25 protein-coding genes are annotated in these 24511 nt (G+C 68.2%); 8 read left to right on the top strand and 17 right to left on the bottom strand.

What is annotated here, in order from left to right; genetic code table 11:
• The first annotated feature begins 171 nt into the window (after positions 1-171).
• The 4 genes from PWS46_RS21085 (at position 172) to PWS46_RS21070 (ending at position 3394) form a co-directional block, all read left to right on the top strand.
• A complete protein-coding gene (locus PWS46_RS21085) occupies positions 172-2310 on the top strand; it encodes a response regulator (RefSeq protein WP_434623312.1) in 2139 nt (712 codons plus the stop codon).
• 66 nt (positions 2311-2376) lie between these two features.
• The gene (locus PWS46_RS21080; protein WP_434623311.1) at positions 2377-2751 is read left to right on the top strand and encodes a hypothetical protein; all 375 of its coding nucleotides are present in this window, start codon (positions 2377-2379) and stop codon (positions 2749-2751) included.
• Positions 2752-2849: 98 nt separating this feature from the next.
• Positions 2850-3119 carry a DUF5985 family protein gene (locus PWS46_RS21075; protein WP_434623310.1) on the top strand — a complete coding sequence of 90 codons (270 nt, stop codon included), beginning with the start codon at positions 2850-2852 and terminating at the stop codon, positions 3117-3119.
• Complete coding sequence (locus PWS46_RS21070; RefSeq protein ID WP_295837151.1) at positions 3119-3394, top strand: DUF5985 family protein; 276 nt, start codon at positions 3119-3121, stop codon at positions 3392-3394. Before PWS46_RS21075 ends, PWS46_RS21070 begins: the two co-directional genes overlap by 1 nt.
• Before the next feature lie 4 nt (positions 3395-3398).
• Here PWS46_RS21070 and PWS46_RS21065 read toward each other — a convergent pair whose 3' ends face one another.
• A complete protein-coding gene (locus PWS46_RS21065) occupies positions 3399-3770 on the bottom strand; it encodes a hypothetical protein (protein ID WP_434623309.1) in 372 nt (123 codons plus the stop codon).
• 251 nt (positions 3771-4021) lie between these two features.
• On the opposite strand from PWS46_RS21065, the gene purT reads away from it, so the two are divergent.
• Positions 4022-5197, top strand: a complete 1176-nt coding sequence (gene purT / locus PWS46_RS21060; RefSeq protein ID WP_434623308.1) for a formate-dependent phosphoribosylglycinamide formyltransferase — start codon at positions 4022-4024, stop codon at positions 5195-5197.
• A 56-nt stretch (positions 5198-5253) separates the two neighbouring features.
• On the opposite strand, the gene PWS46_RS21055 is transcribed toward purT, so the two are convergent.
• The 13 genes from PWS46_RS21055 to PWS46_RS20995 form a co-directional block, all read right to left on the bottom strand.
• A complete protein-coding gene (locus tag PWS46_RS21055; RefSeq protein WP_434623307.1) occupies positions 5254-6432 on the bottom strand; it encodes a calcium-binding protein in 1179 nt (392 codons plus the stop codon).
• 233 nt (positions 6433-6665) lie between these two features.
• Positions 6666-7901 carry an MFS transporter gene (locus PWS46_RS21050; protein WP_434623306.1) on the bottom strand — a complete coding sequence of 412 codons (1236 nt, stop codon included), beginning with the start codon at positions 7899-7901 and terminating at the stop codon, positions 6666-6668.
• Positions 7902-9068, bottom strand: a complete 1167-nt coding sequence (locus PWS46_RS21045; RefSeq protein WP_434623305.1) for a thiolase family protein — start codon at positions 9066-9068, stop codon at positions 7902-7904. It abuts the gene before it with no gap.
• Between the two features lie 164 nt (positions 9069-9232).
• Complete coding sequence (locus tag PWS46_RS21040) at positions 9233-10732, bottom strand: class I adenylate-forming enzyme family protein (protein ID WP_434623304.1); 1500 nt, start codon at positions 10730-10732, stop codon at positions 9233-9235.
• Positions 10725-11273 (bottom strand): biotin transporter BioY, encoded by a 549-nt coding sequence (locus tag PWS46_RS21035; protein WP_434623303.1) that lies wholly within the window; start codon positions 11271-11273, stop codon positions 10725-10727. Before PWS46_RS21035 ends, PWS46_RS21040 begins: the two co-directional genes overlap by 8 nt.
• A gap of 27 nt (positions 11274-11300) precedes the next feature.
• Complete coding sequence (locus PWS46_RS21030) at positions 11301-11951, bottom strand: energy-coupling factor transporter transmembrane component T family protein (protein WP_434623302.1); 651 nt, start codon at positions 11949-11951, stop codon at positions 11301-11303.
• On the bottom strand, positions 11951-12625 hold the full coding sequence (locus PWS46_RS21025; RefSeq protein WP_434623301.1) for an energy-coupling factor ABC transporter ATP-binding protein: 675 nt from the start codon (positions 12623-12625) through the stop codon (positions 11951-11953). The genes PWS46_RS21030 and PWS46_RS21025 overlap by 1 nt, the downstream gene beginning before the upstream one ends.
• Before the next feature lie 102 nt (positions 12626-12727).
• Positions 12728-13528, bottom strand: coding sequence for a class I SAM-dependent methyltransferase (locus PWS46_RS21020; RefSeq protein WP_434623300.1), 801 nt, complete (start codon positions 13526-13528; stop codon positions 12728-12730).
• Between the two features lie 175 nt (positions 13529-13703).
• Positions 13704-14531: an amino acid ABC transporter ATP-binding protein gene (locus tag PWS46_RS21015; RefSeq protein WP_434623299.1), complete on the bottom strand. Its 828-nt coding sequence runs from the start codon at positions 14529-14531 to the stop codon at positions 13704-13706.
• Complete coding sequence (locus PWS46_RS21010) at positions 14531-15235, bottom strand: amino acid ABC transporter permease (RefSeq protein WP_434623298.1); 705 nt, start codon at positions 15233-15235, stop codon at positions 14531-14533. The genes PWS46_RS21015 and PWS46_RS21010 overlap by 1 nt, the downstream gene beginning before the upstream one ends.
• Positions 15236-15239: 4 nt before the next feature.
• Positions 15240-15887, bottom strand: coding sequence for an amino acid ABC transporter permease (locus tag PWS46_RS21005; protein ID WP_434623297.1), 648 nt, complete (start codon positions 15885-15887; stop codon positions 15240-15242).
• A 195-nt stretch (positions 15888-16082) separates the two neighbouring features.
• Positions 16083-16913: a transporter substrate-binding domain-containing protein gene (locus PWS46_RS21000; protein ID WP_434623296.1), complete on the bottom strand. Its 831-nt coding sequence runs from the start codon at positions 16911-16913 to the stop codon at positions 16083-16085.
• Between the two features lie 66 nt (positions 16914-16979).
• The gene (locus PWS46_RS20995) at positions 16980-17837 is read right to left on the bottom strand and encodes a GntR family transcriptional regulator (RefSeq protein WP_434623295.1); all 858 of its coding nucleotides are present in this window, start codon (positions 17835-17837) and stop codon (positions 16980-16982) included.
• 207 nt (positions 17838-18044) lie between these two features.
• Here PWS46_RS20995 and PWS46_RS20990 point away from each other — a divergent pair, with 207 nt between their 5' ends.
• From PWS46_RS20990 to PWS46_RS20980, 3 genes are read left to right on the top strand one after another with little or no spacing between them, the layout of a single operon-like run.
• Positions 18045-19370 carry a paraquat-inducible protein A gene (locus PWS46_RS20990; protein ID WP_434623294.1) on the top strand — a complete coding sequence of 442 codons (1326 nt, stop codon included), beginning with the start codon at positions 18045-18047 and terminating at the stop codon, positions 19368-19370.
• Entirely contained in the window at positions 19363-21054 is a 1692-nt protein-coding gene (locus PWS46_RS20985) for an intermembrane transport protein PqiB (protein ID WP_434623293.1), read from the top strand. Before PWS46_RS20990 ends, PWS46_RS20985 begins: the two co-directional genes overlap by 8 nt.
• Before the next feature lie 22 nt (positions 21055-21076).
• Positions 21077-21676: a PqiC family protein gene (locus PWS46_RS20980; protein ID WP_434623292.1), complete on the top strand. Its 600-nt coding sequence runs from the start codon at positions 21077-21079 to the stop codon at positions 21674-21676.
• 22 nt (positions 21677-21698) lie between these two features.
• Here the strand turns inward: PWS46_RS20980 and PWS46_RS20975 are convergent, their stop codons facing one another.
• The 3 genes from PWS46_RS20975 to PWS46_RS20965 form a co-directional block, all read right to left on the bottom strand.
• Positions 21699-22238, bottom strand: coding sequence for a hypothetical protein (locus PWS46_RS20975; protein WP_434623291.1), 540 nt, complete (start codon positions 22236-22238; stop codon positions 21699-21701).
• Between the two features lie 167 nt (positions 22239-22405).
• Complete coding sequence (locus PWS46_RS20970; RefSeq protein WP_434623289.1) at positions 22406-23377, bottom strand: alpha-ketoacid dehydrogenase subunit beta; 972 nt, start codon at positions 23375-23377, stop codon at positions 22406-22408.
• Positions 23378-23393: 16 nt separating this feature from the next.
• On the bottom strand, positions 23394-24350 hold the full coding sequence (locus PWS46_RS20965; protein ID WP_434623288.1) for a thiamine pyrophosphate-dependent dehydrogenase E1 component subunit alpha: 957 nt from the start codon (positions 24348-24350) through the stop codon (positions 23394-23396).
• Between the last annotated feature and the right edge of the window lie 161 nt (positions 24351-24511).

The following is a 24511-nucleotide window of genomic DNA, read 5'->3' as shown; positions in this document are numbered from 1 at the left end:
CCGGTACCGCCGGTTCAGCGGTCGACCCTGCTCGGCACCACCAGCGTCCCGACGCCCGGCGAGGATGCCGTTCGCCAGACGTTTTTGCCGGCGGCCCCTGCACCCGACGTGACTCCGGTGCCACCCCCCGCCGGCCCGACTGCCGTCCCCGCGGGTTGGGAAAGCGGAACCATGACCAGCGATTCGAATCCCCAGCCCGACAAGGCGGACGTCGCGATCCTGATCGTCGACGACGACCCGCGGAACCTGTTCGCCGTGCGCGAGACGCTGGAGGATCTGGGGGCGCAGCTTGTGCTCGCCCGCTCTGGCGAGGAGGCTCTGAAGCATCTGCTGCGCCAGGACTTCGCCCTGATCCTGCTGGACGTCCACATGCCGGGCATGGACGGCTACGAGACGGCGGAGCTGATCCGCCTGCGCGAGAAGTCGCGCCACATCCCGATTATCTTCCTGACCGCCATCAACAAGGACGAGACGCACATCTTCCGCGGCTATGCCACCGGCGCCGTGGATTACATGTTCAAGCCGGTCGACCCGCTGATCCTGAAATGCAAGGTGGCGGTCTTCGTCGATCTCTATCGCAAGACCGAGGAGGTGAAGCGCGAGGTCGAGGCGAAGCAGCGCCTGCTGGACGAGAACGAGCGGGTGCGGCGCGAGATGCGGCAGGCCGAACAGGCGTTGCGCCGGTCGGAGGAGCGGCAGGCGCTGATCCTGGGCCAGCTCCCCATCGTTCTCTATGTTGCCGACCTGACGCCGGGCATGCCCTTCCGCTACCTGTCGGACACCACCGAAACGGTGCTGGGCTGCCCCGCCGCCCGCTTCATCGAGGATCCGCAATTCTGGGAAAGCGGTCTGCATCCGGACGACCGCAGCCGCGTGCTGCGCCAGTTGGAATCGGTCCATGAGACCGGGCTGACCATGGTGGAATATCGCTGGCGCGGCCCGGACGGGGGCGAACGCCACCTGCTGGATCAGGCCGTCGTCGTGCGCGACGAGGACGGCGTGCCGACCGAGCTGTTCGGCACCATCATGGACGTGACCGAGACCCGCCAGGCCCAGCAGCAGCTCGCCCATGCGCAGAAGATGGAGATGGTCGGCCGGTTGACCGGCGGCATCGCCCACGATTTCAACAACATGCTGATGGTGGTGATCGGCAGCCTGGAGCGTCTGGTCCCCGGCCTCGCCGACGATCCCAAGGCGGCGCGGCGGGCGGAGATGGCGCTGCAGGCGGCGCTGCGCTGTTCCGACATGACGCGGCGGCTGCTGACCTTCGCCCGGCGCCAGCAGCTTCACCCGGAGCCGGTGGACCTCGGCGCGCTGGTCGCCGGCATGGGCGAGCTGATGGAGCGGACGCTGGGCGGCGCCGTCGCCATCGCCATCGAGGCGCCCCCGGCCGATGCCGAGCCGTTGTGGACGGCGTCGGTCGACCGGTCGCAGGCGGAATCGGCCTTGCTTAATCTCGTCATCAACGCCCGCGACGCCATGCCCGGCGGCGGCACCCTGCGCATCCGCACCGCGAACAGCCGATTCGGTGAGCCGCAGACGGCGCATGGCATGTCGGTGCCGGCCGGCGACTATATCCTGCTGTCGGTGTCGGACAGCGGATGCGGCATGCCGCCGGACGTGCTGGAGCGCGCCTTCGAGCCCTTCTTCACCACCAAGGAGACGGGGAAGGGCACCGGCCTCGGCCTTGCCATGATCCATGGCTTCGTCAAGCAGTCGGGCGGACTGATCGGCATCGACAGCATTCCCGGTACCGGCACCACCTTCCGCCTCTATCTGCCGCGGGCGGCGATGGACGCCGCGCAAGGCCCCGCTCCGGACGAGGACGGTACCGACGAGGCCTTCGCCGGTCGTGGCGAGACGGTGCTGGTGGTGGATGACGACGCCGACGTGCGGGCGGTTGCCGTCCAGGCGGTGACGGCGCTGGGATACCGCGTGCTGGAGGCCGACGGGGCGGAGGCGGCGCTGACCCTGCTGGACCGGCAGCCGGTCGATCTTCTGTTCACCGACATCGTGATGCCCGGCGGGCTGAACGGGCGCGAACTGGCGCTGGAGGGTCTGCGCCGCCATCCCTCGCTGCGGGTGCTGTTCGCGTCGGGCTATGCCAACGGAACCAGTGCGCCGGAACCGGAGGCCGGCGCATCCGCCGACACCGGCAGCGCCACCGATCCCGGCGCCGTGCTGGGGGCCGTGCTGGGCCGTGCGGAAACGTTGCCGAAGCCTTATCGCGACGGCGTTCTGGCCCGTGCCCTGCGGCGCGCGCTGGATTTGCAGTCCCCTCTCGCCCCGGCGGAGGCCGTCCGGGGATGATGAGGGGGATCGAGGGCGGCGCCGCCCCACGCCGCCGGTTGTGCATATCAGGTCAGGTTCCGGTTCATGGTTTTGTCCGACGACGCGCTTACCCTGCTCAGAAGCTCCATCCGATCCGTTTGGGCGCTGGAACTGCTTTTGCTGTTGCGCCGGCATCCCGATCGCGACTGGTCGAACGGCGACCTCGTGAGGGAGCTGCGCGGCAGCGACGTGGTGGTTCAGGAGGCGCTGGGCGGCTTTCTCGGGGCCGGGCTTCTGGTGGCGTTGGCGGACGGCCGTCACCGCTACCAGCCCGCCGCCCCGGTCCTCGACAAATGGGTTGAGGAGATCGCGCAGGCCTATGCCACCCGTCCGTCCGCCATCATCCGCGAGATTTTCGCGGCACCCGGCAACAAGGTGCAGATCTTTGCCGACTCCTTCAGGTTCCGCCTCAATGATTGAGACTTACTGGACAGAGACGATGGCTGTTTCGAGAGTTTCTTCCCTCGACCTGTATCGACTCCCCTCCCCGCCGGGGAGAGGGAAAGAAGGGCGCTGACATGGATGTCCTGAAGTCGGCGGTCTATCTGCTGTGCTTTGCCGCCAGCCTGCTGTGCATGGTCCTGCTGCTGCGCAGTTACCTGCGGTCGCACAGCCGCCTGCTGCTGTGGAGCACGCTGTGCTTCGTCGGGCTGGCGATCAACAACCTGCTGCTGTTCATCGACGTCGTCGTGCTGCCGACGGAGGTCGACCTGCTGCCGTTCCGCCATCTCTCCGCCCTGGCCGGGGTCGGGGTCCTGCTGTACGGCTTCATCTGGGATGCCGAGTGATGTTGCCAACCACCTACAGTTTCTTCACCGGGGCGCTGGCAGCGCTGTATGCGGTCGCGGGGCTGTTCTTTCTCAGCTTCTGGAGACGGACGCGCGATGCGCTGTTCGCCAGCTTCGCATTGGCCTTTGCGCTGCTGGCGACCAACCAGATCGTGCTGGCGCTGGGCGGGCTGGAGCGGGAGGAGCAGAGCTGGGTCTATGTGTTGCGCCTGCTGGCCTTCCTGCTGATCATCGCCGGCATCGCCCGGAAGAACCTGGAGGGACGGCGGCGCTGACCGGTCATTTGCGGCCGTCGCCGAAACGGCGGCAGTCCCATTCGTCGGTCCCGGCCTCCGCCCGCCCGCCGTTGGAGGTGCGGTAGCGCGCGTCGTCGCACCGGCCGTTGCCGGCATAGCGACTGTAGCCGCCGCGGCCCCGGCTTCGGTATCCGGTGTCATAGCCGTTGCCGTAATAGCCGCCATTGTCGTAGCCGCCGCGACGGTGATGGTGCCGGCCGCGGTTGTAATCGCCGTCGTCGTCATCGCCGGCGGTCGCGGCCAGCACGCCCAACCCGACCACGGCGGCGCCGATCAGCAGGGCGCCCGCCATGTCGTCGTTGCCGTTGCCGGCGCAGCCGGGCAAGGCCAGCGACACCGCCAGACAAGCGGCCATCACGGTCCTGCCGCCGAAACCTCCGCGCCGTGCCACCGTTCCCATCGCCGCCTCCCGGAATAGGGCTTCATTTAGGCACGAACACATGAGCGGCGTTTTTCATCCGTTACCATTATAATTTCTTTTTAGAAACTTTTGCTCCGCATCGCTTCCGCCCGGCCGGTGCATACGAAAGACTTGCGGCGGGGCTTGGCCCGGCCGGCGTGAAGCCCTATGGTCGGGCTGCTGTCGCCAATACGGGGAGTGCGTGGATGTTCACCGCCAGGATCCTTCTGCTCGGCTCCGGGGAGTTGGGCAAGGAATTCGTCATCGCGGCCAAGCGGCTGGGTTGCGAGGTCATCGCCTGCGACAGCTACGCCAACGCCCCGGCGATGCAGGTCGCCGACGCGGCGGAGGTGTTCTCCATGCTGGACGCCGACGCCCTGCGCGCCGCCATCGCCAAGCACCGCCCCGACTATATCGTGCCGGAGGTGGAGGCGATCCGCACCGAGGTGCTGCACGAGTTCGAGGATGCCGGCACCACCGTCGTCCCGTCGGCCCGCGCCGCCACCATGACGATGAACCGCGACCGTATCCGCGAGGTCGCCGCGACCGAACTGGGCCTGCGCACCTCGCGCTACCGCTATGCCGAGAGCCTGGAGGAGGTCCGTGCCGGGGCGAAGCACACCGGATTCCCCTGTGTCGTCAAGCCGGTGATGTCCTCTTCCGGCAAGGGGCAGAGCACGGTGCAGGACGCCGCCGGGCTGGAGGCCGCCTGGGACTATGCGGTGGCGAACATGCGCGGCGACCGCCGCAAGGTGATCGTGGAGGAGTTCGTCCCCTTCGAGTACGAGATCACCCTGCTGACCGTCCGCACCCGCGACGGCATCCTCTATTGCGAGCCGATCGGCCACCGGCAGGAGCGCGGCGACTATCAGGAATCCTGGCAGCCGGTCGCCATGCCGCAGGCGATGCTGGACGACGCCAAGGCGATGGCGGCGCGCGTCGTCGACAATCTCGGCGGCTACGGCATCTTCGGCGTCGAGTTCTTCGTGACCGCCGACGAAGTCATTTTCTCCGAGCTGTCGCCGCGCCCGCACGACACCGGCATGGTCACGCTGCTGTCGCAGAACCTGTCGGAATTCGAACTGCACGCCCGCGCCATCCTGGGCCTGCCGATCCCGAACATCGTCTGCAGTGCCCCGTCGGCGTCGGCCGTCATCCTGGCCGACCGCGAGGCCGAGAATTTCCGCATCGAGGGGCTGGCCGACGCGCTGCGCCTCGGGTCGGCGGAGCAGGAGGTCGACGTCCGCCTGTTCGGCAAGCCTACCACCCGCAAGAATCGCCGCATGGGCGTGGCGCTCGCCACCGGCACCGGCACCGACACCGACGACGCGCGGGCGCGGGCCAAGCAGGCTGCGGACAAGGTGACGATCCGGTATCTGTGAATCGTCAGGCGATGCGGCGGGCACGGTGGATGCCCGCCGCATCGCCGCACGTCCGCTTAGGAGATCGCTGCCAGCGTTCCGGACAAGCCATCCGCCTCAAGCATCGGAGCCGCCCGTCCAGTGGTGGTCAGCGGAACGGTGGAGCGCCCTTCGCGGTATCCGAACTGTACGTAATGGGTGGCCGCAGCCGCCTCGGTGCTGCCCAAGGCACGCTGCACATCGGGATTGCGCGCCAGATAGGCTGCCGCGTTGAAAGTGGTCGTCCGTCCTTCCAGGCGCCCGGTGCGGGCATAGTGCAACGCCGCGGCAGTCGTGTCGGTGCCGAACGCCCGGATCAGATCCGGGTTCGCTGCGATATAGCTCATGGCGTTGAACGTGGTGCTGCGCCCTTCCGACCGGCCGAGAACAATGTAATGCTCCGTCGCAGCCGCGGTGTTCGTGCCGAATGCAGCAGCAAGATCGCGGTTTGCGGCCAGATAGCTTGCGGCATCAAATGTCGTCGACCGGTTTTCGAGGTGCCCGGTCTGCACGTAATGGTAGAAGGCAGCCGTGCCGTCGGTTCCGAACGCGGCCGCCAAGTCACGGTTGGCCGCGAGATAGCTCATCGCGTCGAAGGTGGTCGCGCTGGAGGTCGAGACCGTGCGGTCGGAAAACCGGATATACTCGACATTCCGAATCAGATCGGACCCATTGAGGCGGTCGATGATCGCGGACTGGCCGCCGTAGCTCATCAGTTTACTGGGCGCATAGCTCTGGCTGGAGATGACCGTATCGACGCCGTCACCTCCGTCGATCGTATCGACTCCATACCCGCCGTTGATCAGATCATCACCGCCGCCGCCGCTGATATAATCGTTTCCATTATATCCATAGAGCGTGTCGGCATAGGACGATCCAAAGATCTGGTCGCTGCCGGACAGGATGTTCTGGGTGGTCAGTGCATAGGATAGACTGTAGATGCTGGAAAAGCTGATGTTGACATTGCTGAATGACAGCAGAGAGCTTCCACCGGGCAGGGTGGCCGACATGGAAGTTATTCTTCCGGACGCATTGTAGTCGGTGATGTTGAACGAACCGTTGACGGTAATGTCCATCACCGGCGCCCCGTTCAGCGTATAACGGAACGCAATCTGCGAAGAATTTTGCGTAAGAAGCGAGTAATTGTCGTAAACGATACCGGCGGAATCTCCGGACCCCGATAAATTGATCGAAACATTCGCGACGACAGTGGTCATTGTGGGTCCTCGAGAAATCCGGTGGAAGTATGGCTGACGGGATATTCTGCGGCAGCTGATCTCAAGGGCGGCATCACCGTGCCCTGCGTCACCATCGCCTATCCCATTCTACGGTCGCCTTCACGCCACCGGTTGGAAGCGGCGACCTTTAGGGCTTGCTCAAAAGGGTAAATGCGCAATCTTAGAATGTCGAGAGTGTACGAGTAAATTTCGCTTCCGACGTGTGGATACGTCTACCGCCCCAGCAGCCTGTCCACCCGGCGCAGGGCCGGGAACATCACCGTCCACAGCCCGGCCAACCCCATGGCGCCGACCCCGCCCAGAACCACCGCGGGGACCGCGCCGACCAGGGCCGCCACGCTGCCGGATTCGAACTCGCCCAACTGGTTGGAGGCACCGATGAACAGCGAGGTGACGGCGCCGACCCGGCCGCGCATTTCGTCGGGAGTGGACAGCTGGATCAGGGTTTGGCGGACGAACATGCTGACCTGATCGGTGGCGCCGACCGCCAGAAGGGCGATGAAGGACAGCACCGGATCGGCCGACAGGCCGAAGGCGATGGTGGCGACTCCGAACCCGGCGACGGCGACCAGCATCCAGCGCCCGGCATGGCGCTTCACACCCCAGCGGGTGATGACCATTGCCATGGCGAGCGCCCCCAGCGCCGGGGCGGAGCGCAGCAGGCCGAGCCCCCACGGCCCGACATGCAGAACGTCGCGCGCATAGATCGGCAGCAGCGCCGTCGCCCCGCCGAGCAGGACGGCGAAGAGGTCGAGCGAGATGGCGCCCAGGATCTCCGGCCGGCTGCGGATGAAGGCGGCACCGGCCAGCATGCTCGTCAGGCTCATGGCGCGCTTGGTCATGGTGACGGGGCGCGGCCGGCAGGCGGCGATCAGCAGGACCGACAGCACCAGCATCGCCGTGCTGACGCCGTAGACCGCCGCCGGCCCGGCGATGTAGAGCAGTCCGCCCAGCGCCGGCCCGGAGATCTGCGCCACCTGCACCCCCGACGATTGCCAGGCGACGGCGTTGGGCAGATCCTCCACCGGGACAGTCGCCGACAGGATCGCCTGGTTGGCCGGCCCCTCGAAGGACTTGGCGAGGCCGATCAGCGCCACCACGGCGAAGATCGCGTGGGGCGACAGCGCGCCGGCCATGGTCAGCAGGAACAGGGCGGCGACCGCGATCATCTCGATCGACAGGGCGCCGAACAGCACCGTCTTGCGGTCGTTGTTGTCGACCACATGGCCGGCGACCAGCACCAGGGCCAGTGTGGGCAAGAACTGGAACAGCCCGACCAGCCCGAGGTCGAGCGGGTCGCCGGTCATGGCATAGACCTGCCAGCCGACCGCCACCACCTGCATCTGGATCGCCAGCATCGAACAAACCCGCGCGCTCCAGAACAGGGCAAAGGCGCGGTGACGGAAGGCCGACCGGAAACTATCCCCGGCCGCGGCGGCGCTGGTCATTCAAACTGGCTCCAGAAGTGTGGCGAGCCCCAGCCCGCCGCCGATGCCGAGCGTGGCGAGGCCCCGGCTGGGCGTGGTACCCGCCGCCGGGAACAGCAGCTCGGTGAACAGGCGCGTCACCAGGATTGCCCCCGACGCGCCATAGGGATGGCCGAGCGCCAGCGCGCCGCCGCCGACCGACACCCGCGCCGGGTCGATGGCGAGCGCGTCGAGGCTGGCCAGCACCTGGGCGGCGAAGGCCTCGTTGAACTCGACGAGGTCGATGTCGGCGACGGACAGACCGGGATTGCGGGCCAGCAGCTTCGTCACCGCCGGGATCGGGCCGGTGCCGAGCAGTTTGGGGTCCACCCCCGCCGCCGTGCTGTCGACCACTGCCAGCCCTTTGGTCAGGCCGAGCGCGCGGAATTTCCGTTCCGACACCACCGCCACGACGGCGGCGCCGTCATTGACCGGGCAGGCGTTGCCGGCGGTCACCGTGCCGTCGGCCCGCAGGATGGGGCGCAGGGCCGTCAATTTCTCAAGGCTGGTGTCGGCGCGCGGGCACTCGTCGCGGTCAATGATGCGGCCGTCGCGCAGGGTGAGCGGCACGATCTCGCGGTCGAACCGTCCGGCGGCTTGCGCGGCGACGGCCTTGCGGTGACTGTCCAGGGCGTAGCGGTCCTGGCGGGCGCGGCCGATGCCGTGGGCGGCGGCGACATTCTCCGCCGCTTCGATCATCGACGGGTCGCCGATCTCGTCGGGAGCGAAGCGGGCGCGGTCGTAGAAGGTCGGGCTGCGGTAGAGGCTGGACGGCTTGGCGACGCGCCACGGTGCGGTGCTGGTGCTCTCTACCCCGCCGGCGAGGACGACGTCGCAGGCGCCGGACTGCACCAGCCGAGCGGCGAGGTTGATCGCCTCCAGCCCCGACCCGCACTGCCGGTCCACCGTGACGCCGGGCACCGACACCGGTAGCCCGGCCGCCAGCGCCGACAGCCGCGCGACGTTGCCGCCCGGCCCGACTGCGTTGCCCAGCAGCACCTCGTCCACCTCCGCCGCATCAAGGCCGGCGTCGGACAGCACCGCGCGGATGACCGGGGCGGCGAGGTCTTCGACCGGAAGCTCCCGCAAGCTGCCGCCGATGCGGCCGACCGGCGTGCGGCGTGCGGCGACGATGATTGGACGGGTCATGCGCTACCCCCCTGGCTTCCCCTCTCCCCCCCCGGGGAGAGGGTCAGGGTGAGGGGGATGCGCGGCGAGGATCTCATCGGCTGCGCCGAACCCCCTCATCCCAACCTTCTCCCCAGGGGGGAGAAGGGGCTTGGTGGTGGGGAGGCGAAGTGCATCGGCAATCATTATTCCACCACCTCCAACCCGCCGGATTTGGCCAGCTCACGGACATCGGCGCGGGCGATCTTGCCGCTGCCGGTCAGGGGCATGTCGGCCGCCGCGAAGACCCGGCGCGGGGCCTTGTAGGCTTCCAGCCGCTCCTGGCACCAATGGCGCAGGTCGGCCAGCGTGGCGCATCCATTCCCGCGCCACCAGACGACGGCGGACAGGGCGTCGCCCCAATAGGGGTCGGGCAGGCCGAACACCACAGCCTCAGCCACCATGGGGTGGGCGCGCAGCACCGCTTCGACCTCCGCCGGGTAGACGTTCAGGCCGCCGGTGATGACCATGTCGCCGGCCCGGCCGACCAGCCTGAGCCAGCCATCGTCGTCGATCCAGCCGTAATCGCCGACCGTGCCCCAACCGCCCTGCTCGCGATAGCCGGCGCCGTCGGTGGTGCCGAGATAACCGTCGCTCAGCATGCCGCTGCGCACCCAGACGGTGCCGGGCCGGCCGCGCTCCACCGGAGTGCCGTCGTGTTCGCGCAGGCTCAACTCCACCCCGTGGAAGGGGCGGCCGACGCTGTCGGCGGGGGCGCCTTCGCGCGACGAGCGCAGGCTGACGAAGCTCAGCTCCGACGCGCCGTAATATTCCAGCACGGCGGCATCCGGGCAGAGCGCTGACAGCCGCTCATGCACCGCGGGGGCGAGCTTGGCGCCGGAACAGACCACCCGGCGCAATGCCGGAAAGCGCCGGCCGTCGCGCTCCGCCGCGTCGAGGATGCCGACCAGCATCGTCGGCACCAGCACCAGCGTGGTGACGCCGCAGGTCGCCAGTTGCGCCGCCGCATCCGCCGCGTCGAACTTCGGCTGTACCCGGACAGTGGCGCCGGCCGACAGCCCCTCCACCGCGCCATAGAGGCCCAGGCCATGGACCAGAGGTCCCGGCACCAGAACGATATCGTCGGTGCCGATGCCGAACTCGACCCGGCTCGCCTCCAGCGTCGCCAGCCAGGAGCCCTGGTTGCGTATGAAGGCCTTCGGCCGCCCGGTGGTGCCGGAGGTGAAGCCGACCAGGAAAGGCGTCTGCGGATCGACCGCCGGGATGCTCCAGCCCGCCGGCTGTGCCGCGATCCAGCCGGCGGCGGTGTCCGTCGTCAGGTGCAGGTCGGGACGGAAGGTCTCAAGGGCTGCGGCGGTCTGCGAGGCGCTCCATTTCGGGTCGAGCAGTCCGACGATTCCGCCGGCCGCGACGATGCCGAAGAACAGCGCCGGCAGTTCCGCCCGGTTGCCGAGGCTGAGCGCCACGCGCGGCGGCGCTCCGTCCCGGCGCAGGGCCGACACTCCCGCCCCCGCCCGCCGCACTTGGTTGAGCAGGGTGCCGTAGGACACCATCTCGTCGCCGAAGATCAGTGCCGGATGACCGGGCGCCCGTCCGACGGCCAACGCGAAGGGGCGGGCGAGGTTGTCCGCCCCGGTATAGCTGCCGGCCAACGTGGGTCGGTCAGGCGCCACGGTCTCAGGCATGGATCGGGAGGATGCCGGCGCGGCGGACGCCCGAGGCGGCGACGGCGGCGACGCCGGCCTTGATCAGGTCGCCCGGCACGAAGGCCATCGAGCCGAACAGCGCCTTCTCGATCGGCAGGCCGGCGACCAGTGACAGCCACGGAATGCCGCCGGCATAGACGACCAGGATGCCGCCGAGGACGCTGACCGCGAACAGGCGGATCGGGTTGGCATTGGTGGCGAACCGCTCGGCCAGCCAGCCGGTGACGAAAGCGGCGACCGGCCAGGACAGCACGAAGCCGCCGGTCGGCCCCATCAGCACGCCAATGCCGCCGCGCCCGCCCGCCAGCAGCGGCAGCCCGGCCGCGACCAGCAGCACGAACAGCAATGCTGCGATGCCGCCGCGCTTGGCGCCCAGGATGGTGCCGGCCAGCATGACGCCCAGCGTCTGCGCGGTGACCGGCACCGGCAGGAAGCCGAGCGGGATCGGCGGCGCCATGCCAAGCCCGCCCAGCAGGGCGGCGAACAGGGCGCAGAGGACGAGGTCGCGGGTTGACAGCATGATGGACGCTTCCTTCGGCTGGTGGCTTTATCGTTGAGTGCTGTTTTTGGTCTCGGTGCTCTTGAATCCGGCATCCGCCGGGTCGTAGCCGCGCGCTTCCAGCGCGGCGGTCAGATCATCGGCCATGGTGAGGATCTTGACCAGCAGCGGAACGAACAGGGCGGCTATGTTGCGTTCCACGCCGCGGGCGCGCTGTGCCATCCGCACCTCGCGCACCTGTTCGCCCAGCAGCGGGATGAAGCGGATGGTCAGGGCCAGCATCAGCGCCATCTTCGCCGGGTTGACCCCGACCGGTCGCAGCAGGCCGAACAGCCGCTCGAACAAATCGACCATGTCCATCACGCGGGTGGTCAGTGTGACCAGCGTCGCCAGCAGGATCAGGGCGGCGAAGCGGGCGACGGCGACCACGGTCTCCTCCCACCCGCCGCCGGCCAGCAGGGACTGGAAGCCGAACAGCAGGGTCAGCATGACGACCGGCGCCCGCAGCTCCGCCAGCACCCGCCCGGCCGGCAGCCTCGCCGCGACAAGCATGGCGGCGCCGATCAGTCCGGCGGCGAGCGCCCCCCAGGCACCGGGCAGCGCCAGCACCGCCACCGTCACCAGCAGCAGCCCGCCCAGCTTGACGCCCGCCGGCAGGCGGTGGACGGGAGATTCCCGATGCAGGTAGAGCCCCAGCATCAGCCGAGCCGCTCGATGTACGCCGGCACGGTGTCCGTCGGGGGACCGTCGGCGACGACGCGGCCATCCTCCAGCACCAGCGCCCGGTCGAAATCCGCAATCATGTCGAGATCGTGGGTGACGACGATCACAGTCTGCGGCAGCCCGCGCAGCAGCTCGATCACCTTGCGGCGGTTGCGCAGGTCGAGCAGCGTGGTCGGCTCGTCGAAGATCACATAGGCCGGTTCCAGCACCAGCATCCCGGCGATGGCGAGCAGCTGCTTCTCGCCGCCGCTCATCTGGTGGGCCGGCTGGTGGCGGTAGCGGGCGAGGCCGTAGCGCTCCAGCGCCCCGGCGACGCGGCGGGCGATCTCGTCCTTCGGCAGCTTGCGCGCCTTCAGCCCGAAGGCGATGTCTTCCTCCACTGTCGGATAGACGATCTGCGTGTCGGGATTCTGGAAGACGAAGCCGACCCGCTGGCGGACGGCGCGGCCGTCGCTGCGGGTGTCAAGGCCGTCGACGGTGACGGCACCGGCGGTCGGCAGGATCAGGCCATTCAGCAGGCGGGCCAGCGTGCTCTTGCCCGAGCCGTTGCCGCCGAGGATGGCGATGCGCCGCTCCGCCAGCCGCAGCGACAGGTCGTGCAGGACTGGGCGGTCGCCATAGGCGTGGGTGACGGACCGGAGTTCGATCATCGACAGCGACGGGGCTTTCGCGTTGCAGTTCTGTTGCGCGTGCGAAAGGTTCTTAGCCGGTTTGCGGGCGGGGTTCCAGGGGGAAGGGAGCCCCATTCACCGTCAGCGGCGTCCCGTACGCTCAACGATCCACAGTCGGTCACCCGGCGTCGTGGCGGGAACCGCGTCGAAACCACCCAATTCCGCCAACACATGGAATCCATGGTCCATCAGCAGTGCCCGCATCTCGTCCGGCGAACACCAGCGCAATTCCAGCGACTCATCCTTGCTTTTGAGAACTCTGTCCTCTTTGTCCAAAATCTCATAACTGACGGTGAAATCCGTGATCTGCCTTTCAAGATCGGTCCTGTCGCTTTTGAAGGTTCGTGCGACATTGAAGGGAGAGCCTTCCAGCTTGACGACCATCCTGCGGTTCTGAACGACCGGGCGCAAACGGCTGCTATCGTCGGAGGCGCCCCAGGTGTCGATGACCGCCCGACCGGATTCGGAAAGATGCCGATACAATGCCTGAAGGAAACGGCTTCTGTCTTTGTCCCTCAAAAGAAAGTTGAATGTCCGGTAGGGGGTTATCGCGAGATCGAAGCGGCGGCCAAGGTCCAGTTCGCAAATATCCGACTGTATGAAGGACACGCGGCCTTTCACCGCCTCATCGGCGGCGTCCAGCTTGCGACGGGCGACGGAGAGCATGTCGGGCGAGAGGTCGACGCCGATCACGTCGTGTCCGGCTTCGGCAAGTGCGAATGTCAGGCGTCCGGTTCCGGCACCGAGGTCCAGGATCGGCGTTGCGGTGCCGATCGCCAGCGCTCGGTAGAATGCCGCTTCATTCTCCGGACACAGAACGCCGTCGATCAGGTCATACAGCGCAGCACTGAAGCTGCCCTGCCCATAATAACGCTCCGTCATTTAACCTGCTGCTGTTCGTGCTCGTGCTGCGAAACACTCATTTTTGGAGCTGGCACCCTGGTAATTAGCCATATCCCGCGATGATCGGGCAAGATCGCCGATGTCTTTCCCGCTCGTAAGGGGGATGCGCCGCATCGCCGGCCGGCACTATTGCATTTCGACCCCGGACGGCTCCCTAGAAACTGTTGCGTTCATGATACGTCTGCAGGAACTGCTGCACCCGCGGTTCGGTGGATTCGTGGAAGACCTCGCGCGGGGTGCCGAAGGCGGCGATACGGCCGCGGTCGAGGAACGCCACCTTGTCGGCGACATTGGCGGCGAAGCCCATCTCGTGGGTCACCACCACCATGGTCATGCCGTCGGCCGCCAGATCGCGCATCACCTGCAACACCTCGCCCACCAGTTCAGGGTCGAGGGCAGAGGTCGGCTCGTCGAACAGCATCAGGTGGGGTTCCATCGCGATGACGCGGGCGATGGCGACGCGCTGCTGCTGTCCGCCGGACAGTCGGGCCGGATAGCTGTCGGCCTTGGCGGCCAGACCCACGCGGTCCAGCATCCGGCCGGCATGCGCGGCGGCCGACGCCTTGTCCATGCCGCGGACCTGTACCAGCGCTTCCGCCACATTCTCCAGCGCCGTCATGTGAGGCCACAGGTTGAACTGCTGGAACACCATGCCGACGTTGCGGCGCAGGCTGCGCAGGTCGCGGTTCGACAGGCGGCGGCGCGGCGTGTCCTCGGTATAGCCGACCAGCGTGCCTTCGATGCGGATTTCGCCGCGGTCGTAGACCTCCAGGAAGTTGATGCAGCGCAGAAGCGTGCTCTTGCCCGATCCGCTGGGGCCGATCAGGCAGACGACCTCCGACCTGTTGACCGTCAGATCGATGTCGCGCAGCACCTCGTTGGTGCCGAAGCTCTTGCCGACGCCGCGGATCGAGACCATCGGCACGGCATCGTCCTGGACGCCGGTGCGCAACGGGGTGGCGGTATGGGAAGCGGCGGTCATCACGCCCTCGCGGTTGCGGTATCGGTCGGCGACCCCTGCGGCGAGGCATGGGTCAGGAAACGGGTGACGCGGGCCTCAAGCCGGCGGCCCAGGCGCGACACCACCTCGACCAGCAGCCAGTAGAACAGCGCCATCCCCAGGATGGTCTCGAAGGTGGCGAAGGTCTCCGCCGCCATCGTCTGCATCTCGTACATCAGTTCCGGCACGGTGATGATCGACAGCACCACCGTCTCCTTGGTCAGGATCGCCATCATGTTGACGATGGCCGGGATGGTCGACACCAGCATGGCCGGCACGATCACCCGGCGCAGGATGGAGCCGTAGGACATGCCGAGGCTGAGCGCCGCTTCCACCTGTCCCTTCGGCACCGCCTGATAGCCGGCGCGGAAAATCTCGGCAAAGTATGCGCTGCCGTAGATGCCGAGGCCGAGGATGCCGGCGGTCGTCGCCTCCAGCCGCAGGCCGATGGACGGGCCGCCGCTGTAGAGCAGGAACAGCTGGATCAGGAACGGCGTGCCGCGGATCACCTCGATATAGGCGCGGATGACCCAACGCAGCGGCTTCACCGGCAACTGCCGCAGCAGCATCAGCACGAAGCCCAGCACCATGCCGATGAGGCAGCCCGCCCCCCAGCACAGGATGGTGACGCCGAAGCCGCGCAGCAGCGCCGGGCCGTACTGGACGAGAAGGGAAAGGTCCAACATCGGTTCAAGCCTGTTGCAGGCGGCGTTCGACAAGCGTGCCGAACAGGGCCAGCGCGCCGTTGATCACCAGATAGATGACGCCGGCCGCCAGATAGATCTCCAGCGGGCGGTAGTTGCTGGCCGAGATGGTCTGGCTGGTCCGCGTCAGCTCCGCCACCCCGACGACGGAGATCAGCGAGGACGCCTTCAGCAGCAGGATCAGCTCGTTGACCAGCGCGGGAACCGAGATGCGGAAGGCCTGCGGCAGCAGGATGCGCGTCCAGATCGACCGGCCGGGGAATCCCAGCGCCAGCGCCGCTTCCGATTGCCCATGCGGGACGGCGTTCAGCGCGCCGCGGTAGATCTCCGACACATAGGCGCCGGACGCGAGGCCGAGGGCTGCGACGGAGGCGACCAGCGGCGGCACGTCGATGCCGATCAGCGGCAGCATGTAATAGATCAGCAGAAGCTGGATCAGCAGCGGCACGCCGCGGAAGAAGCTGACATAGACGCCGCCGGCCATGTCGGCCGCCCGGCCGCCGGACTGGCGCGCCACGCAGACGACGACACCGATCACCTGCCCCAGCATCACGCCGAGCAGCGAGACCCAAATGGTCGTGACGGCCGCCTCCAGCAGATAGGGAAGGGCGTCGATGATGACGCTGAACTTCATCGAGTGGGCCTTTGATTACGGCGGAGCCGCGACCTGTCCCCTCTCCCCCCTGGGGAGAGGGTTAGGGTGAGGGGGACGCATGGGTGGAGGTTGGGGGAGGGGGTGGCGCTCCGCATTTCCCGCTAAGCCACGCGGTGCCTCCCCCTCACCCCGCCCCTCTCCCCGGGGGGGAGAGGGGGTGATCCACCTGTTCCCTTACAGCTGCGGTTCCGGAACGGTGGTCGGCAGGTCCTGCGAGACTCCGAACCACTTCTTCTGGATGGTCGCCATGCGGCCGTCCTTCTGGATCTTCACCAGGGCGGCGTTGACCGCCTCGACCAGGCTCTTGTCGTTCTCGTCCAGGCGGCCGACCCAGGAGAAGTAGGACGGCTTGCCGAAGGGCGGCAGGACGACGGCGAAGGTGTCCTTGCGCTTGGCAGCGGCGAAGTTCAGGTTCGGCAGCGAGTTGACCGAGGCGTCGACGCGGCCGGCGGCCAGATCGGCGTAGGACTGGTTGCTGTCGACATATTCACGCACGTCCGGCGGGGTCGGCAGGGTCTGGCCGTATTCCTTCAGCTGCGCCAGCTGCGAGGTGCCCTTGCCGCCGCCGACCTTCTTGCCGGCGATGTCCTCCGGCTTGTTGATGGTCTTGTCGTCGGCGCGCTTCATCAGGGCGGCGGTCGCCTCCGAAATCGGAACGGTGAAGGTGTAGCGCTTCATGCGCTCCTTGGTGATCGTCACCGGGGCGATGACCAGATCGAACTTCTTGGCTTCCAGGCCGGGCAGCACGCTGGTCCAGGGCAGGTCCATGTACTTGGCCTTGACGCCCAGTTCCTTCGCCACCTCGTCGATCAGGTCGCGGTCGACGCCCTTGTATTCGTTGTTCTCGAGGAAATCGAAGGGCGGGAACTGCATCTCGGTGGCGACGGTCAGGACACCGGCCTTCTTCACGTCGGCCAGCGTATCGGCCATCGCCGTGCCGGCGGCGGCACCGGCGACCAGCATCGTGGCGCCCAACAGCGCCGCCTTGACCATCGTCCGAACCATAGCCTTGCTCTCCATCATGAAAGGACCCCCTGTTGCGGCCGGCGGCTGTCGCCGGTCCTTTTGTGTTTACAAATTCAACTCTGTCGCGCTGTCGGTGATCGACGACCCGCTGAGGCTGAAGCGGTCGCCCACCGACAGGAAATGCACCAGCGTCACCGGCCGGCTGAGATGCATGGTCTGCCGCCGGATCGACAGGCAGGCCGTGCCGGCCTCCACCCCCAACAGCGCCGCCATTTCCGCCGTGGCATTGACCGCCCGCACGGTGTGGTCGGCCGACGACCAGGGAACCCGGTCGACCAGCCAGCGGCTGGGTGCCACGACGTCGAACTGTTCGTCAATCACCTCAGGCACCACGTCGAGGTTGACGAGGCGGCGTTCGTGCTGGATCGGCGTCCCGTCGCTGAAATGCAGGCACTCCAGCGTCAGGATCGGCGTTCCGTCGGGCAGGTCCGGCCAGCGGATGCCTTCGCCGTTGCGAAGTGTCCTGCGGTCGCGGATGCGGAATTCATAGACATGCCCCTCCCGCGCCACCACGTCGCCGATGTCCTCGATGGGCAGGGCGAAGCGGTCGCGGCGGCTGGTTGCCACGAAGGTGCCGGCCCGGCGGCGGCGCACCAGGAACCCTTCCCGCGCCAGCAGGGCGATGGCCTTGTGCACGGTCTGCCGGGAGACGCCGTAGAGGCTCGACAGTTCCGCCTCGTTGGGAAGTCGCTGACCGGCTTGCCAGCGTCCGCGCAGTATCTGGCCGGCGACGGCGCGCTTGATCTGGTCGAACAGGGGGCCGCGGCCGTCCAGGGCGCCATCCATTGTGCCGTTGCGGGCGCCGTCCAGGGTCAGGCCGCCTTGCGCCGGATCGCCCGGCTGGGAAGCCGGTCCGCCACTGCGGTCCTGTCCGGTCAGGCCTTGCCTTGCCAACCCCTGCACCCCGCTCTCCGCGCCGCGTTGCGATGTGACGTTTCGGCGATAATGTATGTACATAAACTTTCGGTCAATCGCGAATTCCCGAACTTTCTCTTTGCCATGCTGCGGTGCGGCGGATTTCCGCCTATCCGCTTCGCAAGGGCTTGCGAAGCCGTGCAAAAAAGCCAATTGGAGAGCGGGTTTCGCTGTTTTGAAGGCTCGAGTGCGTGCATGTCGGATGGATCGGGCAAGGAAGGGTTGAGGGGGGCGGTGGCGGAGGTGCGCGACGATCTCATCGCCTGCCACGACTGCGGACGCCTGCACCGCATCCGCCTGCCGGCACCGGGCCGCCGGGCCGAATGCACCCGCTGCGGGGCGGTGCTGTTCCGGCACACCAGGGGCGGGCTGCACCATGCGCTGCCGGTGGCGGTCGCCGGTGCCCTGCTGCTGCTGCTGATCGTCGCCAACCCGCTGATGGGCGTGAACATCCAGGGCAACGACCGGACCAGTCTGGTCACCACCGGGGTCGAAACGCTGGCCGACCAGGGCATGTGGCCGCTGGCGCTGCTGGTCGGCGTGCTGGTGCTGGCCGCCCCCTTCGCCCGCAACATGGCGGTGATCGCCGTTCTGCAGCGCCTGCACGAAGGTCGCCCACCCGCCCATGTGCGGGAGACGGCGCGCCTGTTCGCCTGGGCGGAGCGGCTGCGACCTTGGGCGATGCTGGACGTCTTCCTGCTGGGCCTTCTCGTCGGCTATTCGCGACTGAAGGGCTTCGCCAATGCGGAATTCCTGTCCGGCGGGCTGGCGCTGGGCGGCTTCGTTCTGGTCCGTACGCTGATGGATCTGGCGCTCGACAGCCGCCGGATCTGGCAGGCCATCGACCATGTGCCGCCGTCCGGCGCATCGGCACCGGCGCGTTGGGTCGCCTGCACCGTCTGCCAGCGGATCCATGCCTGCGACCATGGTCCGGCGCCGGAGCGCTGCACCCGCTGCCACAGCCGGCTGCACCCGCGCGAGCCGAACAGCCTGGAGCGCACCGCCGCGCTGGTGACGGCCGGCGCGGTGCTCTACATCCCGGCCAACCTGCTGCCGGTGATGACCGTCATCAATTTCGGCCAGGGCGCCCCCAGCACCATCCTCAGCGGCGTGCACGAGCTGGCGGAGGCCGGGCTGTGGCCGCTGGCCATTCTGGTCTTCGTCGCCAGCGTCGCCGTTCCGGTGCTGAAGCTGGCGGGGCTCGGCTGGTTCCTTCTGGCCGCGTGGCGGCGTTCGGCCGCAAGGCTGCATGCCCGGACGCGGCTGTACCGTATCATCGACGCCATCGGGCGCTGGTCCAACATCGACGTGTTCATGATCGCCATCCTCACGGCCCTGGTGCAGTTCGGCGCCGTCGCCTCCGTCCGCGCCGATCCCGGCGCCATCGCCTTCGCCTCGGTGGTCGTGCTGACCATGCTGGCGAGCCACGTCTTCGACCCGCGTGTGATGTGGGACCGGGCCGAGGAGCCCGCGCCCGATCCGGCTCCGGATCGCCAAGTGGGGGTGGTGCCGCATGGCTGACGAGACCCCGCACGGCCATCCGCCGGCCAACCATCCGCCGGCCAACCACCCGCCGGAGGTCGCCACGCCGGCGCGCCGGCGGCTGTCGCCCTTATGGATTCTGCCGCTGGTGGCGGTGCTGATCGCCGGCTGGCTCGGCTGGCGCTGGTTCGAAGAGCGTGGGCCGCAGATCGTCATCACCTTCCAGTCCGGCGATGGGCTGGAGGCCGGGCGGACCCGCATCAAGCACAAGAACGTCGATCTGGGCGTGATCGAATCGGTGCGGCTGTCCGACGACCTGTCGCAGGTGATCGCCACCGCCCGCATGGACCGCACCGCCACCCGCCACCTGAAGGAGGGGACCCGCTTCTGGATGGTGGCGCCGCGCCTCAGCCTGGGCGGGGTGTCGGGGCTCAGCACCGTGGTGTCGGGTACCTATGTGGAGATGGAGCCGGGCGGCGGCGAAGACCGGCGGGAGTTCGACGCGCTGGACGAGCCGCCGGTGATCCGCGCCGACGTGCCGGGCCGCAGCTTCAACCTGAAGACGGAACAACTGGGCTCTCTGGCCCAGGGTTCGCCCGTCTATTTCCGCGGCGTGCAGATCGGCGAGGTGATGGGCTACAACCTGTCTGCGCAGGACCGCACGGTGTCGGTGTCGGTCTTCGTCCGCGCGCCCTACGAGGAACTGGTGCATGAAGGAAGCCGCTTCTGGCGGTCGTCGGGCATCCAGTTCTCCGCCGGGGCCGACGGCATCAAGTTCCAGACCGAATCGCTGAAGTCGCTGGCGCTGGGCGGCGTCGTGCTGGAAACCCCGCCCGATCCGGAGGCGGGGGCGCAGGCCAAGGACTGGGCCACCTTCACTCTATACGAGGATCAGGCGTCGGCTGCTGCGGCACGGGACCGGCTGCGCGTGCGCTACCGGCTGGAATTCCCCGGCTCGGTCCAGGGGCTGCAGGCCGGCGCCCCGGTGCTGATGCGCGGCCTGACCGTCGGCCATGTCGCCGCCGTGCGGCTGGAGTATGACGAGAAAACGCAGGAACTGCATATCCCCGTCGATATCGACATCGAACCCGATCTGGTCGCCCGGACCTATGCCGTCATCGACGGCAAGCCGATGGATGAGGCGGCGGTGCGCAAGCTGATCGCCACCCAAGTGGCCAAGGGGCTGCGCGGCCGGCTGGCGGCCGGCAATCTGCTGACCGGGCAGAAGCTGGTGTCCTTCGACTACGAGCCGGGCAACCCGCCGACGGCCCCGGGGACCGGGAAGTCGGAACTGCCGGTCGTCGCCTCCAGCGACCTGGAGTCCCTGACGCGGTCGGCCGGGCAGGTGATGGACAAGGTGGCGGCGCTGCCGCTCGACGCGCTGCTGGCCGATCTGCGCGGTACCTTGCAGTCGATCAGCGGCGTTGCCGGCTCACCCGACCTTGCGCGCTCGCTGGCGGCGCTCGCCAAGGCGCTGGGCAGCGCCGATGCGCTGATGCGCGATGCCGACCGGCAGCTGCCGCAGCTGGTGAAGAGCCTGCGCGGCGTGGCGACCGCGGCCCAGGGCACGCTGAAGAGCGCCAACGGGCTGCTGGGCGGTGGGGGAGGACAGGCCGATTTGCCCGGCGTGATGCGGCAGTTGAACGATGCGGCGCGGTCCTTCCGCGTGCTGGCCGACTATCTGGAGCGCCACCCGGAGGCTCTGCTTCGGGGCAAGAGGTGACGGAATGGGGGAGGAGAGGGTGATGGATTGGGTGCGCGGATTGCGGAATGCCGCGCTGGCGGCGCCGCTTCTCGTGCTGGCGGCCTGCCAGTCGACGCCGGACAGCCGGCTCTACACGCTGGCGGTGGTCCCGCCCGCCGGCACGGTGCAGCCCGCCCGGTCCGTGCCGCAAATCCTGGCGCTGGGCTCGCTGGACCTGCCGATGCTGATCGACCGGCCGCAGATCGTCCGCCGGATCGACGGCAACCGGGTGGAGACGCTGGAGTTCGACCGCTGGGCCGAACCGCTGGCCGACGGGCTGCGCTCCACGCTGGCCGGCAACCTGTCGTCGCGCCTGCCGGGCACGACGGTGCTGCCGACGGCCGGAAGCAACGTGGCGGAGGGAACGGCGGTGCTCGCCGTCACCGTACTGCGCTTCGACGCCGATGCCACCGGCAAAGTGGTTCTGGATGCACAATGGAGCCTGTCGCCCGGCGGCGGTTCCGGCGGTCGAAAGAGCGGCCCAACGCGCGAAATCGTCGAGGTGCCGTCCGCCGGTACCGGACCCGATGCCCAGGTCCGGGCGATGAGCCAGGCGGTTGGAACGCTGGCCGACCGCATCGCTGCCGGCATGTGGCGTTAGCCAAACGAGGCTTGACCGGGTCTCAGTGAAGCAGGGAGGCGCCGCGGTCCACGCCGGCATGCGGCCGGTCAATGCGGCCGACAGCCGGGCGGTTTGGCGTGGGCGTGTCCTCCGCCGGGTCCGGCAGATGCAGCCCGGCCCGGCCGAGGGCAGCCGCCAGGACGCAGAGCGGGGCCATCGCCATGCGTACGCCCGCCAACGGAAGCCATTCATTCATCAGCAGCCCCGCCTCACCATGCTTTCCGTTCTGCGCCAGCCACAGAATGTCGAGCAGCAGCGCTTCGTCCGTACCCAGGGCCGGGCAGGGCGGACGGTGCAGGTCGAGCGGACGGGTGGTGGCAGCCAGCACGATGCGCATCAGCGTGTCGAAGGCCACCGCCGCATCGTTCGATAGGCCGGCCTCGGCCATGCCGTCCTGCCAGTGCGGGTGCTGGCGTTCCGGTTCCCGCAACGGTTCCGCCCACAGCCGCAGAACGGAGACGACCAGCGCCTCAGTGCCGCGCAGGTCCTGGAAGCGCTCGCGGCTGGGCATGAAGCGGCGATGGGACTGCATGCTGGACATGACGGACTCCGCTTGGAATGGATGAGCGGAGGGTAGGCTTTTCAATATGCGAATGCAAGTCATTCGCAAAATCGGAAGGCTCACGAGGCCCGGAATGTCTCCGCGCCCCACCACCTGTGGCGGAGGCGGGGCGTGGAGATCCGGCGAGGGAAGGAAGGTGCGCGCGATCAGGCGGTCGCCGGTTCGGTGACCAGCGAGCGGACGGCCGCGACCACCGCATCGCCCTGTGGCACGAAGGCCTGCTCCAGCGGGAAGCTGGCCGGGGCCGGCGCGTCCGGCCCGGTCAGGCGCAGCACCGGTGCCCGTAGGCTGGCGAAGGCCTTTTCCGCCACCAGAGCGGCGATTTCCGCACCGACGCCGCACAGCCGGCTCGCCTCATGCACCACGACAAGCCGGCCGGTCTTGGCGACGGAGCGCAGGATGGCGTCCTCGTCCAACGGCTTCAGGCTGCGCAGGTCGATCACCTCGGCGTCGATCCCGGCGGCGGCCAGCGTGTCGGCGGCGGCCATGCAGGTGCCCACCGTCTTGGCGTAGGAGACCAGCGTCACGTCGCGGCCCTCGCGCCGCACCGCCGCCTTGCCCAGCGGAATGGCCTCGGCATCCTCCGCCACCTCGCCGGCGCTGTAGCCGAGCGCGATGTCGGCGAAGACCAGGACCGGGTTGTCGTCGCGGATCGCCGATTTCATCAGCCCCTTGAAGTCGGCGGGGGTGGAGGGCATGACGATCTTCAGGCCGGGGCTGTGGACGAACCAGCTTTCCACATTGTGGTTGTGCTGGGCGCCGACGCCCCAGCCGGCGCCGGTCATCGCCAGCACCACCATCGGAAACTTGAACTGCCCGCCGGAGATGTAGCGCAGCTTGCCGGCGCTGTTGACGATCTCGTCCATCGCATAGCAGAGGAAGGGGGCGAACAGCAGGTCCACCACCGGGCGCAGGCCGGTGGCGGCGGCCCCGGCGGCGGTGCCGGCGATGATGCCCTCCGCCAGCGGGGTGTTGCGGACGCGCGCCGACCCGAACTCGGACAGCAGGTCGTGGCGCTTGGTGGCGACGCCTTCGCCGAAGATCATCACAGTGGGATCGAGCCGCATCTCCTCGGCCAGGGCGGCGGAGATCGCGTCGTTGACGGTCATGGTGGTCATGGTAATGGGCCTCCGCTCAGGCGTAGACGTCGGTGGTCAGGGCATCGAGGCCCGGATAGGGGCTGGCGTCGGCGAAGGCGGTCGCGGCCTCCATCGTGGCGCGGACGCGGGCTTCGATGGCGGCGATACCGTCGGCGGTCAGGCGGCCTTCGCGCTCCAGCCGGGCGCTCAGGCACAGGATCGGGTCGCGGTCGCGCCAGTGGGCCAACTCGGCCTTGTCGACATAGCCCTGGTCGTCCGGCTCGAAATGGCCGCGCAGGCGGTAGGTCTTCGCCTCCAGCAGGAAGGGTTTGCCGGTGCGGCGGATACTATCAATGGCGGCGCCGGCGGCATCGAACACGGCCAGCGGATCGTTGCCGTCGACCACCGCGCTTTCCACTCCCAACGCCGCCGCCTGACCGGCGATGCCGTCGGCCATCATCGTCTCCTTGCGGCGGACGAAGGCCTGCCACTGGTTGTTCTCGCAGACATAGAGGATCGGCAGCTTCCACACCGCGGCAAGGTTCAGCGATTCCTGGAAGCGCCCTTCGGTGGCGGCCCCGTCGCCGAAGAAGCAGGCGACGATGCCGGGTTCGTTGAGCATGGTTCGCGACAGCCCGACGCCGGTCGCCAGCGCCAGTTCGCCGCCGACGATGGTGGAGGTCAGCACGACGCCCAACTCCTTGGCGGAGATGTGCAGCGATCCGCTCTTGCCGCCACAATAACCGTCCCGCTTGCCCATCACCTCGGCCAGCATGCGGCCGGGATCGGCGCCGCGGGCCAGCAGATGGCCGGCGCTGCGGTGGTTGGTCAGGATCAGGTCGTCGGCGGTCAGGGCCGAGACGACGCCGACGGCCGGCGCTTCCTGCCCGACAGAAGTACAGGTCCCGGCGGCGCGCCCGCGCCCGTGCAGGTCGATCAAGGTTTCTTCATAGGCCCGGATCAGCATCATGCGTTCCAGGGCCTGGACGGGGTCCAGTGAATGGATGGTCATGGTGGCGGTCTCCCTGAATTGGGGACCGTCCGGATGCGGGGTTTTTTCTTCGCGGCGCCCCAATGCTCCCCTCTTCAGTTAGGCGGAGGCGGATGCGGCGATGTTGCATTCCGAACGGCCTGTGTTCGGAAGCGACCATAAGCGCGCTAATCGGCTTTCGG

The sequence above is a fragment of the Azospirillum sp. B2RO_4 genome, assembly GCF_051124815.1.
Taxonomy (GTDB): domain Bacteria; phylum Pseudomonadota; class Alphaproteobacteria; order Azospirillales; family Azospirillaceae; genus Azospirillum.
The sequence above is the reverse complement of the archived record's forward strand: the minus strand, read 5'-3'. Positions and strand labels throughout refer to the sequence as shown.

What these genes read in the sequence shown, in the direction of transcription:
- PWS46_RS21030 (WP_434623302.1), bottom strand. Translation starts at nt 11,951, where the DNA reads ATGCTGGGGCTCTACCTGCATCGGGAATCTCCCGTCCACCGCCTGCCG.
- PWS46_RS20975 (WP_434623291.1), bottom strand. Translation starts at nt 22,238, where the DNA reads ATGTCCAGCATGCAGTCCCATCGCCGCTTCATGCCCAGCCGCGAGCGC.
- PWS46_RS20980 (WP_434623292.1), top strand. Translation starts at nt 21,077, where the DNA reads ATGGATTGGGTGCGCGGATTGCGGAATGCCGCGCTGGCGGCGCCGCTT.
- PWS46_RS21040 (WP_434623304.1), bottom strand. Translation starts at nt 10,732, where the DNA reads ATGCCTGAGACCGTGGCGCCTGACCGACCCACGTTGGCCGGCAGCTAT.
- PWS46_RS21025 (WP_434623301.1), bottom strand. Translation starts at nt 12,625, where the DNA reads ATGATCGAACTCCGGTCCGTCACCCACGCCTATGGCGACCGCCCAGTC.
- PWS46_RS21080 (WP_434623311.1), top strand. Translation starts at nt 2,377, where the DNA reads ATGGTTTTGTCCGACGACGCGCTTACCCTGCTCAGAAGCTCCATCCGA.
- PWS46_RS21035 (WP_434623303.1), bottom strand. Translation starts at nt 11,273, where the DNA reads ATGCTGTCAACCCGCGACCTCGTCCTCTGCGCCCTGTTCGCCGCCCTG.
- PWS46_RS21015 (WP_434623299.1), bottom strand. Translation starts at nt 14,531, where the DNA reads ATGACCGCCGCTTCCCATACCGCCACCCCGTTGCGCACCGGCGTCCAG.
- PWS46_RS20985 (WP_434623293.1), top strand. Translation starts at nt 19,363, where the DNA reads ATGGCTGACGAGACCCCGCACGGCCATCCGCCGGCCAACCATCCGCCG.
- PWS46_RS21065 (WP_434623309.1), bottom strand. Translation starts at nt 3,770, where the DNA reads ATGGCCGCTTGTCTGGCGGTGTCGCTGGCCTTGCCCGGCTGCGCCGGC.
- PWS46_RS20970 (WP_434623289.1), bottom strand. Translation starts at nt 23,377, where the DNA reads ATGACCACCATGACCGTCAACGACGCGATCTCCGCCGCCCTGGCCGAG.
- PWS46_RS21000 (WP_434623296.1), bottom strand. Translation starts at nt 16,913, where the DNA reads ATGGTTCGGACGATGGTCAAGGCGGCGCTGTTGGGCGCCACGATGCTG.
- PWS46_RS21055 (WP_434623307.1), bottom strand. Translation starts at nt 6,432, where the DNA reads ATGACCACTGTCGTCGCGAATGTTTCGATCAATTTATCGGGGTCCGGA.
- PWS46_RS20965 (WP_434623288.1), bottom strand. Translation starts at nt 24,350, where the DNA reads ATGACCATCCATTCACTGGACCCCGTCCAGGCCCTGGAACGCATGATG.
- PWS46_RS21005 (WP_434623297.1), bottom strand. Translation starts at nt 15,887, where the DNA reads ATGAAGTTCAGCGTCATCATCGACGCCCTTCCCTATCTGCTGGAGGCG.
- PWS46_RS21085 (WP_434623312.1), top strand. Translation starts at nt 172, where the DNA reads ATGACCAGCGATTCGAATCCCCAGCCCGACAAGGCGGACGTCGCGATC.
- PWS46_RS21020 (WP_434623300.1), bottom strand. Translation starts at nt 13,528, where the DNA reads ATGACGGAGCGTTATTATGGGCAGGGCAGCTTCAGTGCTGCGCTGTAT.
- PWS46_RS21045 (WP_434623305.1), bottom strand. Translation starts at nt 9,068, where the DNA reads ATGACCCGTCCAATCATCGTCGCCGCACGCCGCACGCCGGTCGGCCGC.
- PWS46_RS20990 (WP_434623294.1), top strand. Translation starts at nt 18,045, where the DNA reads ATGTCGGATGGATCGGGCAAGGAAGGGTTGAGGGGGGCGGTGGCGGAG.
- PWS46_RS21010 (WP_434623298.1), bottom strand. Translation starts at nt 15,235, where the DNA reads ATGTTGGACCTTTCCCTTCTCGTCCAGTACGGCCCGGCGCTGCTGCGC.
- PWS46_RS21070 (WP_295837151.1), top strand. Translation starts at nt 3,119, where the DNA reads ATGTTGCCAACCACCTACAGTTTCTTCACCGGGGCGCTGGCAGCGCTG.
- PWS46_RS21050 (WP_434623306.1), bottom strand. Translation starts at nt 7,901, where the DNA reads ATGACCAGCGCCGCCGCGGCCGGGGATAGTTTCCGGTCGGCCTTCCGT.
- PWS46_RS21075 (WP_434623310.1), top strand. Translation starts at nt 2,850, where the DNA reads ATGGATGTCCTGAAGTCGGCGGTCTATCTGCTGTGCTTTGCCGCCAGC.
- purT (WP_434623308.1), top strand. Translation starts at nt 4,022, where the DNA reads ATGTTCACCGCCAGGATCCTTCTGCTCGGCTCCGGGGAGTTGGGCAAG.